The organism is Terasakiella sp. SH-1 (assembly GCF_004564135.1).
Lineage (GTDB): Bacteria > Pseudomonadota > Alphaproteobacteria > Rhodospirillales > Terasakiellaceae > Terasakiella.
On the sequence record NZ_CP038255.1, the window covers coordinates 2,168,508 to 2,186,022 of the forward strand.

Sequence of the window (17,515 nt, forward strand, 5' to 3'; positions counted from 1 at the left end):
TATGCATAGGTGAATGCCCCATGCAAGGGTGACTTCAAACACCAGCTTTTCTGCGCCTCTCAAAGGGCCTCTAAAAACAGAAGAAGCAGAGGCAGGCTTACCATCGCACATAGAGTCGTCAAAGTGATGATCGCTGACATGACTTCGCCATTGCCCCCCATCTTGCGTGCAAGCACATAAGAAGATGACGCTACAGGCAATCCGCAGAAGAAAATACATAAATCCCGCGTCAACCCTTCGACCCCAATCGCCACGCAACAGCCCCAACACACCAGTGGTAGAACCAACAGCTTGATCACATTGGCGGCAATGACCGTACGCCCAGCCTCACGAATGGTTTGGAAATGCAGCCCCGCACCGACACACAGCAAGCCCACAGGCAAGGCCGCACGGGCCAGAATTTCGACCAACGGACCAAAAACAGGAGGCAACGTAACATCCATGCCGTTCATGGATAAGCCGAGGATACAGGCCAAAATCAACGGATTGCGCAAAACCGACCTGACGAGAGAGCCAACTTGGGGCGGGCCGTCTGTGCGATGATCCCCATAGGTTTCCATCACAATGATACAAAGAACATTAACCAGCGGCACCGCAAAGGCCACAGCGATGGCAATCAAGGTCAGACCCGGCTGCCCCCACAAGGCGGAAGCTGCGGCAATCCCCACATAAGTGTTAAAACGAATAGAACCTTGAAAAAGGGACGTAAAAGTCGGCCCATCAATGTTGAGTAAAGGGCGGGCTTTCACAGTAATCGCCCCGACCAACACCATGGAAGACACAATAGCAAAGGCCATCGGGCCGATATCCAGTTCTCCCATATCCGCCGTTGATGTTGTGCGCAACAACAAGGCAGGAAAGAAAACATAATAAGTGAGCATTTCCGCTGGGTCCCAGAACCCTTCGGCAATATGATCTTTTTTACGCAGCCAATAGCCGATCAGGATCAGCAAAAAGATCGGCCCCAATGCGTAAAAAATTTCAATCATGCCCTCACCTTATCTTTTGCGTGCAATCGTCAGCCCATCCCCGACAGCCAACATGGTCATGTCCACACGATCATCATCAACAATATGTTTGTTAATCGCACGAATGGCTTCAGTTTGATGGGTTGTGTCAGCCTCGTCAATAACCCGACCATACCACAGCACATTATCCACCACGACAATCCCACCGGGGCGTACCAGCTCCAGTGATTTTTCATAATAATTCATATAGCTGGCCTTATCGGCATCAATAAAGGCCATATCGAAACTGCCCGGCCCGTTTTCTTCCAGCACTTTTTCGATCCCTTCATTGGCATCACACAAACGCAGGTCAATCTTGTGATCCACCCCGGCTTCTTCCCAATAGGGGCGTCCCACGGGAGGGAAACGTTCATCACGTTCCAAAGCCACAATATACCCATCATCTGGCAAAGCTTGGGCCAAGGCCAATGTGGAATAACCTGCATAGACGCCAATTTCGATAATACGCTTTGTCCCTGTCAGACGCACCAGCATGTCCAATAGTCCGGCTTCTTCCGGACGGATCGCCAGCTGGGCATTCACCAGCGTTTTTTTGGAATGTTCACGCAGATGGCGAAGCGGTTCGCTTTCACGCGTGCCCACCTCTCGAATATATGTATCCAGCCCCTCTGTTAAGCGCAGGGATTGATCAGCCATATTGATGCCCCAATGCGTCCAAAAGCCCTTGTAAAATATAAGCTGCCGCTGCACGATCGACAACTTCAGCGCGGCGTTTGCGCGTCAAATCAGCCTCCCCAATCAACACACGTTCCACCGCCACAGTCGAAAGGCGCTCATCCCACAGGAAAATCGGCAAATCAATTTCACGCGACAAGTTGGAGGCAAATGCTTTGGTCGCCTGGGCACGTTTGCCCTGTGTGCCATCCATTTCACGGGGCAGTCCCAAAACAATGGCATTGACTTCTTCTTTATCAATCAACTGCTTAAGCTTCACCACATCCTTGGAAAACTTACCTTTGGTCAAGGTTTCCAGCGGGCTTGCAATGGTGCGCATCACATCAGAAAGGGCCAGTCCAATCGTCTTGGTGCCCAAATCAATGCCCATCAGGCGATCATATTGCTTCAGGGTTTTGGCAAAATCTTCCAGTTCATGAATGACCATATTATATGCTCCATTTTTCCTCAGGCTGGCTTATGACGTAAATGTTATCCAAAGTCGAGAACTGATCGCATTGTATCTCTATCCACATTACGTTATGATGCGCCTCAATTAACGATAACTCTTGGAGGTTTCGTGGTGAAGCGCCTATCGTTCATCACCGCCGCATTCAGCGCTGTTTTTCTATCCCTGTCGTCCATAAACGTACAGGCAGCATCCCTGTTTCAAGGCATCTCACTGGAAGGCCATACAGGCCCCTTTCTGGTGACAAAAAAACACGTAAATGTGCGCGCCACACCGGGAAATAAAGGCAAAAAACTCTCTAAACTCGCCAAACGTGATATCGTGACGGTACTGGGCCGTGCCAAGGGAACACAATGGTTAGCGGTCTCGCGTCAGGGTGATGAGCTTGGCTTTGTCTATGCACCTTCCTTAACCCCAATGATTGATGCGTCCTTTACCGCCCCATTATTTGGCACCATTGATTTAAGTGAAAACCAAAAACCTGTTTGTGATTTTAAAGTCACCCATGAAGGGCGTGATGTGGAAGAAGAAATTATTTTTGTATCTTCTGACTATCTCGCCTCGTTTGACTGCAAACATAAGAGCGACACCTTCAAATTTGACGCCATGATGTTCATGTCAGAAGTACCCCATGATTTGGGGAATAAACCGATTTTCCAAATCACCCTGAACTTGACAGAAATTGCAACAGGTTATGAAGAATTCCTGTCGGCAACCTCCCTGTTTGATCTGATGAAACAAAAGGTCGTCATGGATGCGGTTTCACTCAAAGAGTTTAAAGAACAGGACTTGCGCCAGTCCAAAGACGCCCTAAATCCAAAAGAAGCAATTGAAGCAGCCTTAAACCTGCAACTGGACTCTTTCAATATGCGCGCCTGGCACACTATTGCTGGAAAAATTCCAACACCTGGTGAAAAAGAACCACAGTAAGGCTCTTTTTAAAACAGGGAAAACAACAAAAACGATAAATGACGAGCCTGATCATGTCCCTGAAAAAACAACTCCTCACCGCCGTTGCCTTTAGCCTTTTCCTTGTCACACACGCCCATGGCGAAGAAAGCGATACCTCCTGTATTCAACGCGCACAATGGATCTCCCCCCAAACAAAACAAGTTCTTGATCAACATGCCCTGATTAAACAGGCCGCACAGGAAAAGATCGTCTTGCTGGGGGAACAACACCCTGATGCCGTCCATCACCGCTGGCAGTTGCAGACCATCACCCAGCTTTATGCCCATAATTCCAACATCGTTATCGGATTTGAAATGTTCCCCCGTCGCATCCAGCCTGTTTTGGATGCCTGGGTACGCGGTGAATTAAGTGAAGAGGAATTTCTGGAACGTAGTGACTGGGATGAAGTCTGGAAACATGATGCTGACCTCTATATGCCGCTATTTCGTTTTGCCCGTATGAACCGCCTGCCCATTGTCGCCCTGAATGTGGATCGCACCTTGATTGGCGAAATTTCACAAAAAGGCTGGGACGGCGTTGAGGAAGAAAGGCGCGAAGGTGTACAGACCCCACGCCCGGCCAGCCCTGAATATCTCACGTCCTTAAAAGAAGTTTTCTCCTATCACACCCATGTTCATAGCGATGAAAAAAAGGATGATGAAAAATCAAAGGCCCGTTTCCAACGCTTTGTCGAGGCGCAACTCACCTGGGATGGGGCTATGGCGCAGGGTCTTGCCCATGTACAGCAACTGGGTGGCAACCCTTTGGTCATCGGTATTATGGGGAGTGGACATCTTGCCAATCGCCACGGTGTCCCCCATCAACTGGATGGATTGGGGCTAAATTCAACGGTCTTGCTGCCCTGGACATTGGGATGGAATTGCAACGACCTCACGCCCACCTACGGCGATGCAATTTTTGGGCTGGAGGCAATGGAGGAAAAACCGGCCCAACACAAGCCTATGCTTGGGGTGCGCATTGACAAGACAGAAGATGACTCGGGTGTTTTAATCATCCAGATCGTTGAAGAAAGTGTGGCAGAAGATGCGGGACTGGGTGAGGGGGATATCATCCGCAAGGCTGCAGGTTTAACAACCACAAGCCCGGCTGAACTGGTCCAGATCATACAGCGTCAAGCAGCGGGAACATGGCTTCCCCTTGAGGTTCAACGCGGTGACACCACCCTTGAAATCATTGCTAAATTCCCAACAGCCCCCTGATCTATATGAAATATCTGCACTTCCTTTTCGCTCTTATCCTGCTGGCCCTGCCCAAAGGGGCTGACGCGCTCGTTCATCTTGAACTTGAGGTGCGTATTGATATGGAAAAACGCAAACTGAATATTTCAGGAACGGCCAGTAAACCTGTTACGCTTCCCCTTAAAAATAAAACAGCTACAGAATTTTCCTACATCTGGCCCCTGCCTCCAGCCCATAGCCCGCACGACTGGCAAGGAGGGCCTTATGCCTCAAATCAGGCCCTTTACCTCCCCCATGGCTGGCATCCCCAAACAAATGAATTGATGACGTTTGATGTCACGCTGACATCACCACTCGTAAGCGTTATGCCCGGTCACATTCACGAAGAAAGCCAGACCGACACAACCTATCAGGCCCGTTTTGTGATGGACAAGCCGACAGAAGGTATTCCCCTGTTTGCCGGTCCCTATCACATTTCACAAATGAGCTATCAAAAGACAAAGCTGCGCAGCTATTTCTTTAAAGGAATGGAGCATTTGGCCAAAGGCTATCTGGAACGTACAGCCAAATATCTTAGCCGTTTTGAACAACAAATTGGCCCCTACCCCTTTGGCGGGTTTCATATCATTGCCGCCCCCATCCCTGCCGGATTTGGTTTTGCGGGACTGACCTATGTCGGGGCACGGGTCTTGCAGCTTCCCTTTATCAAGGAAACCTCCCTTGGGCATGAAATTTTGCATAATTACTGGGGGAACGGTGTCTTTCCCGATTATACCACGGGTAATTGGGCCGAAGGGTTAACCACCTATATGGCCGATTATATGACCGCTGAAAGGACCTCAACAGAAAAAGCTAAAGACATGCGGCTTTCCTGGTTGCGAGATTATAATGCCTTACCTGCGGACCAAGACTATCCTGTTATCGACTTTAAGGCCAAACACGGGCAGGCTTCTCAGGTGATCGGCTATCACAAGGTTGCCTTTATCTTTCACATGTTACGCCAGAAAATTGGAGAAGATGCTTTTTTTCAGGGCCTGCGAAGCTTCTGGTCACAGTATAAATTTAGCACGGCCAGCTGGCTGGATTTAAAACAGCATTTTACACAGGCAAGCGGGCAAGACCTCTCAGATTTTTTCGCCCAATGGACCACACGCACAGGGGCACCGGAATTTCAAAATATCTCGGCACGTACCCAACGTGAAAAAGGCATGGGATGGACGATCAAGACACGCCTGATGCAAGGCAACCCCTTCTATGAAACCCACCTGCCTGTTGCGGTGGGCACAGGAAATGGGGTTCTGGACAAGACCCTTCATGTAAAAGGACGCTTGACCCAGACAAATCTCCATATGGAGGAACGCCCCTTTGCCCTCAGCCTTGATCCCGACTTCAATATTTTCAGAAAGCTGGGAACAAACGAAGCTCCCCCGATTTTGCGTGATGTCATGTTGGCCGATCAGGTTGATTTAATTGCTATTGGTTCAGCCCCTTTTAAAAACACTGCCTTGAAACTTGCCAAACGGTTGGTTGATCAAAATGTATCACTCAGCCCAAGCGTCACCAACAAAGCCTTTATCCTAATAGCCACCCATGATGATATTGCTCAGCAGCTTACAAAATATGGCCTGACCCACGCCACCTTCCCAACCCATGAGAACACAACGGCCCTGATCTGGGCTGATAAAGTCACAGGCAACACGCCTTTCATGGTCATTTCCTTAACAGATGAACAGGCACTTGAAAGCCTCTTGCGTCCCCTGCCCCATTATGGCAAGCGTCATAAATTGATGTTTAACGGGGCAAAGGCCACCTTTAAATCCAACGGTCAAGCCCGTCCAATTTCCGTTCCTGTCCATTGACAAGCTGACTTAATCCTTGCACAAATAGCAGCCATAAGAGGTGGCCTTCTTATAAATGGAGTTTTTGACATGATGAAACAGATTGCATTGGCGAGTGCTGTTTTAATGGGTTTAAGCACACCGTCCTTTGCGGGCGATATCAGTGTTGAGGGCGTGTGGGCACGTGCTTCTGCCGGTATGGCACGCGCAGGTGCGGCCTTTATGACCATTAAAAATACCGGCACAGCCGATAAACTTGTTTCTGCAAAAGCTGATGTTTCAAAAACCGTTGAACTACACACACATCTTCACGAAGATGGCATCATGAAAATGCGTCAGGTGAAAAATATTGCCGTTAATAAAGGCATGACCATGCTGAAACCCGGCGGCCTGCACGTGATGTTCATGGGGCTGAACGAACCTTTAAAAGAAGGTTCAATATTCCCCCTGACGCTGGTCTTTGAAAAGGCCGGTGAAATGAATGTGACTGTCATGGTGAAAAAAGTTGGTGCCATGGGCATGGGCGACGCTCACAGCCACGGTAAAATGAAACATTAAGAAATCAAAACGCCATCTCCTCTTAAATCGGGGATGGCGTTTTATTTTCTACATATTTTCTACAAAGTCAGCCAATCCGGTGCGCCGTACACGTTTCAAGCGTTCGGCCTGCAGGATCGCCTTGACCTGCTTGGTGGCTTTTTCCAAATCATCATTAACCACCACATAATCGGCATCGACCCAATGGCTGGATTCACTTTCAGCTTCCAACATCCGTTTGGCGATGGTTTCTTCACTATCCTGACCGCGGGCACGCAGGCGATCTTCCAAAGATTGCTTGGTTGGTGGTAAAATACAAATCCATACCAAATCATCCGGGGCATTATTTTGCAGCTGTTCAGCCCCCTGCCAATCAATATCAAAGAACACATCCTTGCCCCCATTCAAGGCGGCTTCAACAGGTTCTTTCGGTGTGCCGTAAAAACGTCCAAAGACTTCTGCCCATTCAAGAAAGGCATGCTGATCCACCTTGCCCTTAAAGTCTTCAACACTCATGAAGTAATAATGTACCCCTTCTTCTTCTCCGGGGCGTGCCTCACGCGTTGTGGCAGAAACGGAAACCTCAATCGTCGGGTCCTCTTCCATAATCGCGCGGGTAATCGTACTTTTGCCGCAGCCACTAGGCGCTGTTAAAACCAGCAACAAACCACGACGTGCAACTTTATCATCTATGTTAGTCATCATATTTCACTTATATGTTAATAATCATATTATATATGCTTTGATTACTCTATATTCTGTACCTGTTCACGAAACTGCTCAATCACCGCTTTTAGGTTCAGGCCAATGCGGGTTAAGTCCACATCCTGTGACTTTGAACACAGCGTATTGGCTTCCCGGTTAAATTCCTGACACAGAAAATCAAGCTTGCGTCCACAAGGGCTCCCCGCCTTCAACAAATCCCGCGCCCCTTCAATATGGGCTTTCAGGCGGTCCAATTCTTCACGGATATCAGCCTTGGTCATAATAATCGCCGCTTCCTGTGAAATGCGTTCATGGTCCAGTTCTGGCAAATCAGCCATTACCGCTTTAAGCTGACGCAGCAGACGTTCCTTAATGGCTTCTGGCTGCACGGCGGCGCAGGCTTCGGCCTTTTGACACAGGTCCTGAATCTCATCAACATGGCCTTTCAGGACCGCTTCCATGCGTTGGCCTTCAGCCGAACGGTTTGATGCCATATCTGTTAACGCCTCTTGCAGGCTCGCCAGCATCTGAGCATGTGCATTCTCTTTTTCTTCTTCGCTTTCGGCTTCTTCCACAGGTTCAATAACACCACGCAAGCCCATCAAGCCATCCACGCTGGGAGCATTGGCACCGGGTACATCGGCTTCAACGGTTTTCATCACCTCAATCAATTGCTTTAACAGGTCATGGTTGACCCGATAGCCAGCCTGTTCCTGATTATGGCTGACATTCAACGACAGGGAAATATTACCCCGCTTAAACATTTTGGAAATGGCATTGCGTGCAGGCAGATCAAGCGCATCAAACCCCGAAGGGATGCGCACCCGCATATCCAGCCCCTTGCCATTTACGCTGCGAATTTCCCAGGTCCAGTTATAATTGCCTGCACTGGCACTGGAACGGGCAAATCCCGTCATTGAACTGATGCTCACGCTGTCATCTCCTTTGGTTTTATCGCTAAATCAATTGATCCAGCGATAACTCTTTGATTTTACGCAAATACGTCGCCGTAATTTTTAATCAAAATCACTCGGGATTTGCTATATTTGACACCTCTTATACCTTTCTTGCTATGGTGCTGTCCATGAAACATATCTTGATCACCGGGGCCTCAAGCGGTATTGGCCAAGCGCTTGCCCTTGAATATGCTGCCCCGAATGTCCGCCTGTCCCTCAGTGCCCGCAATCACGAACGCCTTGCCCATGTTGCAGATGCCTGTCGAAAAAAAGGGGCGCTGGTCAGTGAACATGTCCTTGATGTCATTGACCGCCCTGCCATGACCAAATGGTTACATACCTGTGACCAAGAACAGGAAATCGACCTGATTATCGCCAATGCGGGGATTTCCGGTGGCTCCAGCGGGGAAGACAACTGGGAAGAGGCAACCCGTGATATTTTCACCGTGAATATGGCAGGTGTTCTCAACACCATCCTTCCCCTTGTTCCCGTCATGGTCGAACGTGGAGGCGGGCAAATCGCTTTAATGAGTTCCCTTGCCGGCTTTCGCGGACTTGCCAGCTCGCCTGCCTATAGCGCATCAAAGGTCTGCGTTAAAGCCTATGGCGAAGCCCTGCGCATGCGCTATGCGCGCACAGGGTTGAAAGTCAACATCATCTGTCCGGGCTTTGTGAAAAGCCGAATCACCGATCAAAATAACTTTAAAATGCCCTTGTTGATGGAAAGTGATAAAGCAGCCAAAATCATCCGCAAGGGGCTGAGTAAGAATAAGGCAATCATTGCCTTCCCCGGTCCAATGGCTCTTGCTGCCCGCCTATTTGCCCTCTTGCCACTATGGCTGGTCGAACGTTTTACCAAGCTCATGCCGACAAAGGAATAATTTGACGGTGCTCTAATACCAACAGGTAATACCATCACCTTTCAAGTTCGGTTATAATCCCCTACAAATGCTAGGGAGAATACGAATGGAAAGACAAAGTGAGATTGGTCAGCACCTGAAACAAAGCATCCAAGATATCTTCGACAGCTGCCCCAATCCCAATAAAGGTCAAAAATGTCTGGATTACAGCAATCCCGATGATGTGCCCTGTGACTGCAAACACATTCGCGCCGCCCGCCAGCAACTGATGTTTATTGAGAAAAGCCTGCGTAAATAAGCCCCTCAGGCTTAAAAGCTCGTTTCCATCAACACTTCTTTTTTCGTCAGCATATAGGCTTTCACCGGTGCCTCTGTTTCCCATTTGACAGCACGCCCGCTGATATAGCGAAAACCGGCTTGAATTGCCATATTCAGGTCATCAATACGGTCCACCCCCCAAATGAAGGAACGTGTATTGGCATCACGGCATTGGCGGGCAAATAAAGAACAGGTGCGATAGGCATATTTACGCCCCAACTGGCTATCCAAAAGGCGATGTAAGTGAAGCCCATTGTAGCTGACATTATGGCGCTTACAAATATTGGTAAAATCATTATCCGGTCCGGCAATGACCGTCACATGACTGCCCAGCTTGGTCAGCACTTCAATCACATAATCCACCATTTTCGGGCTGAAGTCCTGATCCAGACCATGAAGTTCAAACCCGATTGTGGTTTTTGTCAGCGGTGAATTTCGAACCGATTTCACCAAAGCTTCAACAAAATGCTTGTTGAAGAAAGAAGCCACATTCACCCCAACCATATAGGCTGTTTTAGGACAGAAGTTTTCCTGAATATTATCGTACGTCTTCTTAATCACCATGGGTTTCAGTTCCGACCACAACGGGTCCTCACTTCCCCCCATCAGCACACGATCGCCCCACAGGGTATTTTTTAAATACATCCGTTTAGGTTTCACCCGATAGCCAACGACCATTTCATTTTTCGTATCCCAAATTGGGAAAAAAACGATATCAATGCTATCAAGAATTTTATCCTTTTCACTGGCCTCAGGCTTTTTCGCTGCAGCCAGTTTTTTCAACAGGATATTGCGGGCATCCGATGGAACCCCAGCGAGTTCTTCTTTTTGAATCGGTTTCTTTTCAAACTGAACCAGGTCTTCAACATTAATCGCCCCGGCCTGGATACCACTTTTGCCATTCACGGCATAATCTTTGCCGAGAATCTTCTTACCGATTTGTTCGGTAATCAATTCCATTTTGGCAGCGGCCTGATCTTCTGGCAAGGTGCCGAACAAAATCACAAAGGACAAACCATCAGAATAACGCATCACATTATCCTGCAGAGCAATGTTCCCCTTGATGATGGTTTCAGCGATGAACATGGCTTTCTTATGTACCTTGGTCCAGTCCTTGCCCATTTGCTTGACCACATACTCAAGGTTCACCGCATACATCTGCTTGACCGAATCCTCGCCTTCTTCTTCGACTTTTTCTTTGACGAGTTTAATAAAATCTTCCGGGCTTAATGCCATTTAGATGCGTTCCTTCACCATATCAATCAGTTCTTTGTTTGCCAGCAGCGTATCTTTATATTGATGATCCTCATTCAGGATATGGTTGGGTAACCAAGCCGCCAAAAACGACTGAAAACCATCAATATTCACCAAAGACGGGTTGGTCTGATAGATTTTGAACAGCCCCTGTACGGTGTCTGTAATCTGGCGGTGGATTGCTTTATGTTCCTCAATATTTTTATATCCGCAGATTTGCATGAGCACTTCTTCTCGTTTGAAATGTTCATCCACATAATCGACCAAACTTTCCAAAATTAGCGTAAGTTTCGTATCATCATCTTCCTGCTCAACATCAAACACCTGATTGATCAATCCCAACAGGATCTTGTGATCCATATCAATGACTGAAATTCCAGTACTTAAGTAGTCATCCCATTCTAATTTATGCATTGCTTTACTTCCCCTCGGCTTAGGATGAAGTGAGTATGCCATAAAAAAAAATGCGACGCCTCTTTTTCTATGCATTTCTGTGTACAATAGAATCGTTATACTTAAATCACCCAAATTAGTGATAGAAGACGCAAGAAATTCCCAACTTCAAATTGTTGAAAGGAAAACTATAGTGCCTTTACTTGCGGCTCTTTTCAATACGTCGCCATTTACGCACATTACGATTGTGCTCATTCAACGTTTTGGCAAATGCATGTCCACCTGAACCATCGGCAACGAAATAGAGAGAATCTGTTTCTTGCGGATTCATCACCGCCTCGATGGAAGCACGCCCCGGATTACAGATCGGGGTCGGAGGCAGGCCATAATTTGTATAGGTGTTATAAGGGGTCGGTGTTTTCAGGTCTTTTTTCGACAAGGGCCGTCCCAAGGGTTCTTGCCCCAAGGTAATCCCATAAGCAACCGTTGGGTCCGTTTGCAAGCGCATGCGTTTTTTCAAACGGTTGATAAAGACCCCGGCCACCTTGCCACGCTCGCTGCTGATGCCCGTTTCTTTTTCAACGATAGAGGCAAGGATCAGCGCTTCCTCTTTTGTTTTTAAGGGAAGGTCCAGCTGGCGTTTTTCCCAGGCAGTACTCAGGGTCCTGTCCATGGACGCCTGCATTTGAGCCACCAGCTTATCGCGGCTCATCCCTTTGGGATAACTATATGTTTCCGGCAACAGGCTTCCTTCTGCCGGAGTTTGCATCACAATGCCATCCATTCCCAGCTCACCATTAAGCAAGCCAATCATCTCTACAGATGTCAGCCCTTCTGCAAAGGTGATACGATGAAGAATACTTTTCCCATCACTTAGGATTTGCGCCACTTTTTTAGGTGTCACGCGAGCCGGGAACAGATACTCCCCAGCTTTAAGCCCTTTATCCAACTTGTTAAAACGCAACACCAGCCTGAAAGCCAAGGGATTGTTAATCACCCCTTCACGGGCCAGAATATCCGCAATTTTCGAAACCCCGGTCCCTGATGGAATTTCAACAACCTTATCTTCTAATAACACCCAGGATCGGGTGAAGTTTTTCGCCAGCCAGAAAGACACAGCCGATGCGGCAAAAACCGCAATCACGATAAAAGCCACAAGAAAAGCCGAAACCTTCTTAAAAGAAGATTTCGGCTTCTGCTTTTTACCTTTGGGCTGAGGCTTCTCAGTCTCGCTCATCAAGCACCTTAGTCAACAGACTTGAAGACCAAAGAAGCGTTTGTGCCCCCAAATCCAAAGGAGTTGGACAAGGCAACATTCACTTCACGTTCTTTTGCCTGTAACGGCGCCAGATCCATATCACAGCCCTCAGACGGGTTGTTCAGGTTCAAAGTCGGTGGCACCACATTGTTCTGAATAGACAGCAAAGAAAAGATGGCTTCAACCGCACCAGCCGCACCCAGCAAGTGACCGATGGCTGATTTTGTGGAAGACATGGTCGGGTTCTTATAGTGCGCACCCAACATACGTTTCACCGCACCATGCTCAATCTCATCACCCAACGGTGTAGAGGTACCGTGCGCATTGATATAGTCGATTTCTTCTACGTTGATACCCGCACGTTTGATAGAGGCTTGCATCGCACGGAAGCCACCATTGCCATCAGAAGCCGGGGCTGTAATATGATAGGCATCACCAGACATACCGTAGCCAACAACTTCGCCATAGATTGTCGCACCACGTGCTTTCGCACGCTCATATTCTTCCAGCACCACAACACCAGCGCCTTCGCCCATCACGAAACCATCGCGGCCTTCGTCCCAGGGACGTGAACCAGCCGTCGGGTCATCGTTATAAGATGTGGACAGAGCCTTGGCTTGTGCAAAACCTGCCATACCCAAGCGGCAACAGGCGGCTTCGGCACCACCAGCAACCATCACATCAGCATCATCAAGAGCGATGATGCGGGCTGCATCACCAATGGCGTGCGCACCCGTTGCACAGGCTGTCACCACCGCGTGGTTCGGGCCTTTGAAACCGTATTTGATGGACACATGACCCGATACCAGGTTGATCAGGGACGCCGGGATAAAGAACGGAGAGAGGCGACGAACAGAATTTGTTTCAACCGTTACCGCACCTTTTGAAATTTCAGGCAGACCACCAATACCAGAACCGATCATCACACCTGTGCGGCACAATGTTTCTTCATCGTCGCTTTGGATGCCAGCATCTTCAACCGCTTCAATGGCAGCAGCCAAACCGTAGACAATGAAGTCATCCATACGGCGACGGTCTTTTTTAGATACATAGTCTTCAAAGTTGAACAACCCTTCGCCTTCGCCCAGTGGCACTTGGCCCGCGATTTTGGCAGGGATATCTTCAACATTAAATGATTCGATTTTGTTGATGCCGGATTCGGCGTTCAAAAGTTTTTCCCAAGTCGGTTTTACCCCGTTTGCCAACGGTGAAACCATCCCCAGGCCAGTAACGACTACACGTCTCATGTCAGATCAAAATCCTAAGATGTAGTTAGGTCTATAAACAAGAAAGAGCGCGAACCGTTTTTCAGGTACGACGCTCACTTCTCGTTTTTACTCGATTAAGGAATTAACCGTTGGCTTCGATGAAGTCGATAGCGTCCTTAAACGTCAAGATTTTTTCAGCTGCATCGTCCGGGATTTCACAACCGAACTCTTCTTCAAAAGCCATAACCAGCTCAACAGTGTCCAAGCTGTCAGCGCCCAGATCGTCGATGAAAGAAGCGTTTTCAGTAACTTTAGCTTCTTCTACACCGAGGTGTTCAACTACGATTTTCTTTACGCGCTCTGCGACATCGCTCATCTTAATAATTCCCTTAACGGTTTTGAACTTTGGGTCAATACGCCAGATGCGCCCTGCCCCATACTTTATAAAATTCTCTCACAAACTTCATATGAAGTCTGAATTGAGGTTTGGTAGCACAATTTTTCTAAAGGTGGAAGCCTTTAATTGCACAGGAAATCGTCATCCTCGCGAAAGCGGGGATCTCCTTAAAACAGGACAAAGGTCCCCGCATACGCGAGGACGACATATCCCGCTTAAATCATTGCCATACCGCCATTGATATGCAGGGTCTGACCTGTCACATACTGCGCTTCATTAGAGGCGAGATAGACAACACCAGCTGCAATTTCATCCGGGTTCCCCATGCGACCTGCCGGAATTTTTGTCAGCATGCCATCTTTGACATCATCAGACAGCTCATCCGTCATGGCTGTGGCAATATAGCCCGGTGCCACACAATTCACTGTAATTCCACGAGAACCGACTTCATAAGCCAGTGACTTGGAATAACCGATCATCCCCGCCTTGGAGGCTGCATAGTTTGCTTGCCCTGCATTGCCGGTTACACCAACGATAGACGTAATTCCAATAATACGGCCCCAGCGTTTTTTCATCATGCCACGCAGAACCGCCTTGGACAGTTTAAACGCTGCTGTCAGGTTGACATTAAGGACGGTATCCCAGTCATCTTCTTTCAAACGCATGGCAAGGTTATCACGGGTCAAACCGGCATTATTCACCAAAATATCCAGAGAGCCCATCGCTTCTTCTGCCTGTTTCGGCAGCGCGGCCAATGCCTCGTCATCAGAAAGATTACACGGCAAAATATGAACACGTTCTTCGCCGATTTCAGCAGCAACCTTTTCCAGTGCTTCCACACGCGTGCCCGTCAGGCCCACGGTTGCACCCTGAGCGTGAAGGGCTTTGGCGATCTCAGCACCAATACCACCGGATGCACCTGTCACCAGCGCACATTTACCTGTTAAATCAAACATATCTTTTTCCTATCTCTTTACTCTTAGAGGGAGCCCAAGAAGCTTTCAATATCGGCCGGACCATTTACCGCCACACCAGTCAGCGAACGGTCAATACGACGCGCCAGACCGGACAAGACTTTACCAGAGCCCACTTCAACCAACTGCTCAACGCCTTGTTCTTTCATATAAAGAACACCTTCGCGCCAGCGTACAGAGCCACACACCTGTTCAACCAACAGCTTGCGAATTTCTTCCGGGTCCGTCACTTTTTGCGCTGCCACGTTGGCAACAACCGGGACAGCAGGGGCATTGATCGTCACACCGGCCAACGCCTCAGCCATCGCATCAGCAGCGGGCTGCATTAATGCACAATGGAAGGGGGCAGATACAGGCAGCAGCACAGAACGTTTCGCGCCTTTTTCCTTCGCCAAATCAATGGCCCGTTCAATCGCGCCCTTGGAACCAGACAGAACCACCTGACCCGGTGCATTATCATTTGCGGCTGTACACACTTCACCTTGCGCCGCTTCTTCAGCAACAGCCTGAGCATCTTCAAGAGACAGGCCAAGACAAGCCGCCATTGCACCTTCACCAACAGGAACAGCAGCCTGCATGGCTTTACCACGTGTTTTGAGCAAACGCGCCGTATCTGCCAAGGAGAATGCGCCCATAGCAGCAAGGGCCGAATATTCACCCAAGGAATGACCGGCAACCATGTCACAGTGATCAGCCAATTTGATGTTGCCTTCTGTTTCCAGAACGCGTGCAACCGCAATTGAAACTGCCATCAAGGCTGGCTGTGCATTTTCCGTCAGGACCAGCTCGTCATCCGGGCCTTCGAACATGATTTTGGACAGGTTCTGAGACAGGGCCTCATCAACTTCTTGAAAGACTTCACGTGCGACAGAAAAAGCGTCAGCGAGGTCTTTCCCCATACCGACAGCTTGCGACCCCTGACCGGGAAATACAAATGCGCGAGACATTGTGGCAAATTCCTTACAATTAAATTTCTGATAAACACAAATAAAGCCTTGCTGCTATTAGTCAAGCAACAAGGCTCCATTTAACAGGCTTTTTTATAAAGAGAGATAGCCCCAATAGGCAAAACTGGCGACCAGCGCCCCCCCGATCCCAAGGGCAAGATACAGGATAAAGACATCTTTCCTAAGCAACCCATACATCCCAATGGCCGCCGGGATACACGTCACCCCGCCACCGACCATAAAGCCAAGGGCTGCAGCCGGTGTCATTCCTAATTCCATCAAACCGGAAACCGTTGGGATCGCCGCATACCCATTTAAATAAGTTGGGATACCCACAAAAACCGCCAGTGGCACGGTCCACCACGCATCATTACCCAAAAACTGCCCAATCTCATCAGCAGGTACATAGGTCAACATCAACCCTTCAAAGAAAAAAGCGAGACTGAGCCACTTGAGCAGAAAATACCCTGTCGCCGTGAAGGTGTCGTTCCAATCCTTGCGTCGCCGATCTTCCTGCCAAAATTTCCACGCGACCTTTTCCACTTTCAAAGACATGGTGGACGTGCAGCTACAGCTTGAACAGCCTGTTGTTGCCTTTAGCGGATTGGCAAAGAACCCCTTTTTCATGAACAGATGGGTTGCAAAACCACCGCCTGCCCCCATAGCAAAAGCTGAAAGCGTTTTAACCAGTGTCAGCTCCATACCAAAGACACCAAGCATCAGCACAAACATTTCTGGGTCCATGATGGGCGAAGCAATACAAAACGCCAAAACCGGTGCCAGCGGCACACCCGCACCCAGCAACCCCGCAATAATGGGGATAACACCGCAAGAACAAAAAGGAGACAAGGCCCCAAAGGCAGCTGCCAGAACAATCGCTTGTGTCGGGTTTCCGCTAAACACACGTGCCACCTGATTATCCAGCCCCGATGCTTTGGCATAAGCGGCAAAAAGGACGGAAACCAAAATGAACGGTGCAATATCCCACAGAGATTTAACGGTAAATTCCACCCCCGGCATAAATTGTGCCTGATCAAGAATGAAAAGAAGCGCCAAACTTATGATCAATGTCAGCCAGACTTTATCCAGTCGGGAAATGAAATCTGACTTTTTTAATACTGCCGTTACCATAAATAAAATCCTATAATTCCAGAATTATCGAACTTTAAAAACACACCAAACCACATCATTTTTTCAAAACTATACGTGTTTACAAGGAACCTTGTGCAAGCCTTCGCAACAATCTTCCATCAGGAAGTTCAACACTGTATGAACATGGGCAAATTCAAGAGTACAGCGCAATACACGCCCTTCCCTTGTTTGTTTCAGCAAGCCCGCCTTCATCATATGTTGGAGATGATGCGACAATGTGGATTTGGGTATTTCCAAATGTTGTTGAATTTCCCCGACACTTAAACCGTCATCACCGGCACGCACCAACAGGCGAAAAATCATCAAACGATTTTTGTGACCTAATTCGGCCAGAGCCAATGACGTTTGTTCAAGCATGGTGTCATTCATTTTTTTAACCTTATTCCCAAATCCCGCATTCGTCAAACTATATTTCCA

General features: G+C 48.4%; 20 protein-coding genes. 6 read left to right on the forward strand and 14 right to left on the reverse strand.

The window, feature by feature from the left end:
• Positions 1-59: 59 nt before the first annotated feature.
• The 3 genes from E4K71_RS09900 to ruvX are packed head-to-tail and all read right to left on the reverse strand — an operon-like array spanning position 60 to position 2,130.
• Positions 60-989, reverse strand: coding sequence for an AEC family transporter (locus E4K71_RS09900; RefSeq protein ID WP_135079112.1), 930 nt, complete (start codon positions 987-989; stop codon positions 60-62).
• Positions 990-998: 9 nt separating this feature from the next.
• The gene (locus tag E4K71_RS09905; protein WP_135079114.1) at positions 999-1,664 is read right to left on the reverse strand and encodes a class I SAM-dependent methyltransferase; all 666 of its coding nucleotides are present in this window, start codon (positions 1,662-1,664) and stop codon (positions 999-1,001) included.
• Positions 1,657-2,130 (reverse strand): Holliday junction resolvase RuvX, encoded by a 474-nt coding sequence (gene ruvX, locus E4K71_RS09910; protein ID WP_135079116.1) that lies wholly within the window; start codon positions 2,128-2,130, stop codon positions 1,657-1,659. Before ruvX ends, E4K71_RS09905 begins: the two co-directional genes overlap by 8 nt.
• A gap of 135 nt (positions 2,131-2,265) precedes the next feature.
• Between ruvX and E4K71_RS09915 the strand changes: the two genes are divergently transcribed.
• From E4K71_RS09915 to E4K71_RS09930, 4 genes are all read left to right on the forward strand, one after another.
• The gene (locus E4K71_RS09915) at positions 2,266-3,081 is read left to right on the forward strand and encodes an SH3 domain-containing protein (RefSeq protein ID WP_206201894.1); all 816 of its coding nucleotides are present in this window, start codon (positions 2,266-2,268) and stop codon (positions 3,079-3,081) included.
• Positions 3,082-3,134: 53 nt separating this feature from the next.
• Positions 3,135-4,322, forward strand: coding sequence for a ChaN family lipoprotein (locus tag E4K71_RS09920; protein WP_167730434.1), 1,188 nt, complete (start codon positions 3,135-3,137; stop codon positions 4,320-4,322).
• Between the two features lie 5 nt (positions 4,323-4,327).
• Positions 4,328-6,160 (forward strand): M1 family peptidase, encoded by a 1,833-nt coding sequence (locus E4K71_RS09925; protein WP_135079121.1) that lies wholly within the window; start codon positions 4,328-4,330, stop codon positions 6,158-6,160.
• Between the two features lie 69 nt (positions 6,161-6,229).
• Positions 6,230-6,697, forward strand: coding sequence for a copper chaperone PCu(A)C (locus E4K71_RS09930; RefSeq protein WP_135079123.1), 468 nt, complete (start codon positions 6,230-6,232; stop codon positions 6,695-6,697).
• Positions 6,698-6,745: 48 nt separating this feature from the next.
• On the opposite strand, the gene gmk is transcribed toward E4K71_RS09930, so the two are convergent.
• Complete coding sequence (gene gmk / locus E4K71_RS09935) at positions 6,746-7,381, reverse strand: guanylate kinase (protein WP_167730436.1); 636 nt, start codon at positions 7,379-7,381, stop codon at positions 6,746-6,748.
• A 41-nt stretch (positions 7,382-7,422) separates the two neighbouring features.
• Positions 7,423-8,313: a YicC/YloC family endoribonuclease gene (locus E4K71_RS09940; RefSeq protein WP_167730438.1), complete on the reverse strand. Its 891-nt coding sequence runs from the start codon at positions 8,311-8,313 to the stop codon at positions 7,423-7,425.
• Between the two features lie 152 nt (positions 8,314-8,465).
• On the opposite strand from E4K71_RS09940, the gene E4K71_RS09945 reads away from it, so the two are divergent.
• Both E4K71_RS09945 and E4K71_RS09950 read left to right on the forward strand, forming a co-directional pair.
• Complete coding sequence (locus E4K71_RS09945; RefSeq protein ID WP_240796786.1) at positions 8,466-9,218, forward strand: SDR family NAD(P)-dependent oxidoreductase; 753 nt, start codon at positions 8,466-8,468, stop codon at positions 9,216-9,218.
• A gap of 85 nt (positions 9,219-9,303) precedes the next feature.
• Positions 9,304-9,495, forward strand: coding sequence for a hypothetical protein (locus E4K71_RS09950; protein ID WP_135079127.1), 192 nt, complete (start codon positions 9,304-9,306; stop codon positions 9,493-9,495).
• A gap of 11 nt (positions 9,496-9,506) precedes the next feature.
• On the opposite strand, the gene E4K71_RS09955 is transcribed toward E4K71_RS09950, so the two are convergent.
• The 9 genes from E4K71_RS09955 to E4K71_RS09995 form a co-directional block, all read right to left on the reverse strand.
• The gene (locus tag E4K71_RS09955; protein ID WP_135079129.1) at positions 9,507-10,751 is read right to left on the reverse strand and encodes an EAL domain-containing protein; all 1,245 of its coding nucleotides are present in this window, start codon (positions 10,749-10,751) and stop codon (positions 9,507-9,509) included.
• The gene (locus E4K71_RS09960; protein ID WP_167730440.1) at positions 10,752-11,183 is read right to left on the reverse strand and encodes a bacteriohemerythrin; all 432 of its coding nucleotides are present in this window, start codon (positions 11,181-11,183) and stop codon (positions 10,752-10,754) included. It abuts the gene before it with no gap.
• 178 nt (positions 11,184-11,361) lie between these two features.
• Positions 11,362-12,399 (reverse strand): endolytic transglycosylase MltG, encoded by a 1,038-nt coding sequence (gene mltG / locus E4K71_RS09965; protein ID WP_135079133.1) that lies wholly within the window; start codon positions 12,397-12,399, stop codon positions 11,362-11,364.
• Between the two features lie 8 nt (positions 12,400-12,407).
• On the reverse strand, positions 12,408-13,667 hold the full coding sequence (gene fabF, locus E4K71_RS09970) for a beta-ketoacyl-ACP synthase II (protein WP_135079135.1): 1,260 nt from the start codon (positions 13,665-13,667) through the stop codon (positions 12,408-12,410).
• Between the two features lie 103 nt (positions 13,668-13,770).
• Positions 13,771-14,004 (reverse strand): acyl carrier protein, encoded by a 234-nt coding sequence (locus E4K71_RS09975; RefSeq protein ID WP_135079137.1) that lies wholly within the window; start codon positions 14,002-14,004, stop codon positions 13,771-13,773.
• A gap of 236 nt (positions 14,005-14,240) precedes the next feature.
• Positions 14,241-14,981 (reverse strand): 3-oxoacyl-[acyl-carrier-protein] reductase, encoded by a 741-nt coding sequence (gene fabG, locus E4K71_RS09980; protein WP_135079139.1) that lies wholly within the window; start codon positions 14,979-14,981, stop codon positions 14,241-14,243.
• A 23-nt stretch (positions 14,982-15,004) separates the two neighbouring features.
• Positions 15,005-15,946 (reverse strand): ACP S-malonyltransferase, encoded by a 942-nt coding sequence (gene fabD, locus E4K71_RS09985; protein ID WP_135079141.1) that lies wholly within the window; start codon positions 15,944-15,946, stop codon positions 15,005-15,007.
• A gap of 93 nt (positions 15,947-16,039) precedes the next feature.
• Complete coding sequence (locus E4K71_RS09990; RefSeq protein WP_135079143.1) at positions 16,040-17,077, reverse strand: permease; 1,038 nt, start codon at positions 17,075-17,077, stop codon at positions 16,040-16,042.
• A 69-nt stretch (positions 17,078-17,146) separates the two neighbouring features.
• Positions 17,147-17,467, reverse strand: coding sequence for a metalloregulator ArsR/SmtB family transcription factor (locus tag E4K71_RS09995; protein WP_135079145.1), 321 nt, complete (start codon positions 17,465-17,467; stop codon positions 17,147-17,149).
• Between the last annotated feature and the right edge of the window lie 48 nt (positions 17,468-17,515).

Coding starts and splice junctions, on each gene's coding strand:
- E4K71_RS09900 (WP_135079112.1), bottom strand. CDS start 989: ATGATTGAAATTTTTTACGCATTGGGGCCGATCTTTTTGCTGATCCTG.
- E4K71_RS09925 (WP_135079121.1), top strand. CDS start 4,328: ATGAAATATCTGCACTTCCTTTTCGCTCTTATCCTGCTGGCCCTGCCC.
- fabG (WP_135079139.1), bottom strand. CDS start 14,981: ATGTTTGATTTAACAGGTAAATGTGCGCTGGTGACAGGTGCATCCGGT.
- gmk (WP_167730436.1), bottom strand. CDS start 7,381: ATGATGACTAACATAGATGATAAAGTTGCACGTCGTGGTTTGTTGCTG.
- E4K71_RS09995 (WP_135079145.1), bottom strand. CDS start 17,467: ATGAATGACACCATGCTTGAACAAACGTCATTGGCTCTGGCCGAATTA.
- mltG (WP_135079133.1), bottom strand. CDS start 12,399: ATGAGCGAGACTGAGAAGCCTCAGCCCAAAGGTAAAAAGCAGAAGCCG.
- E4K71_RS09955 (WP_135079129.1), bottom strand. CDS start 10,751: ATGGCATTAAGCCCGGAAGATTTTATTAAACTCGTCAAAGAAAAAGTC.
- ruvX (WP_135079116.1), bottom strand. CDS start 2,130: ATGGTCATTCATGAACTGGAAGATTTTGCCAAAACCCTGAAGCAATAT.
- E4K71_RS09945 (WP_240796786.1), top strand. CDS start 8,466: ATGAAACATATCTTGATCACCGGGGCCTCAAGCGGTATTGGCCAAGCG.
- E4K71_RS09930 (WP_135079123.1), top strand. CDS start 6,230: ATGATGAAACAGATTGCATTGGCGAGTGCTGTTTTAATGGGTTTAAGC.
- E4K71_RS09920 (WP_167730434.1), top strand. CDS start 3,135: ATGTCCCTGAAAAAACAACTCCTCACCGCCGTTGCCTTTAGCCTTTTC.
- fabF (WP_135079135.1), bottom strand. CDS start 13,667: ATGAGACGTGTAGTCGTTACTGGCCTGGGGATGGTTTCACCGTTGGCA.
- E4K71_RS09950 (WP_135079127.1), top strand. CDS start 9,304: ATGGAAAGACAAAGTGAGATTGGTCAGCACCTGAAACAAAGCATCCAA.
- fabD (WP_135079141.1), bottom strand. CDS start 15,946: ATGTCTCGCGCATTTGTATTTCCCGGTCAGGGGTCGCAAGCTGTCGGT.
- E4K71_RS09990 (WP_135079143.1), bottom strand. CDS start 17,077: ATGGTAACGGCAGTATTAAAAAAGTCAGATTTCATTTCCCGACTGGAT.
- E4K71_RS09905 (WP_135079114.1), bottom strand. CDS start 1,664: ATGGCTGATCAATCCCTGCGCTTAACAGAGGGGCTGGATACATATATT.
- E4K71_RS09960 (WP_167730440.1), bottom strand. CDS start 11,183: ATGCATAAATTAGAATGGGATGACTACTTAAGTACTGGAATTTCAGTC.
- E4K71_RS09975 (WP_135079137.1), bottom strand. CDS start 14,004: ATGAGCGATGTCGCAGAGCGCGTAAAGAAAATCGTAGTTGAACACCTC.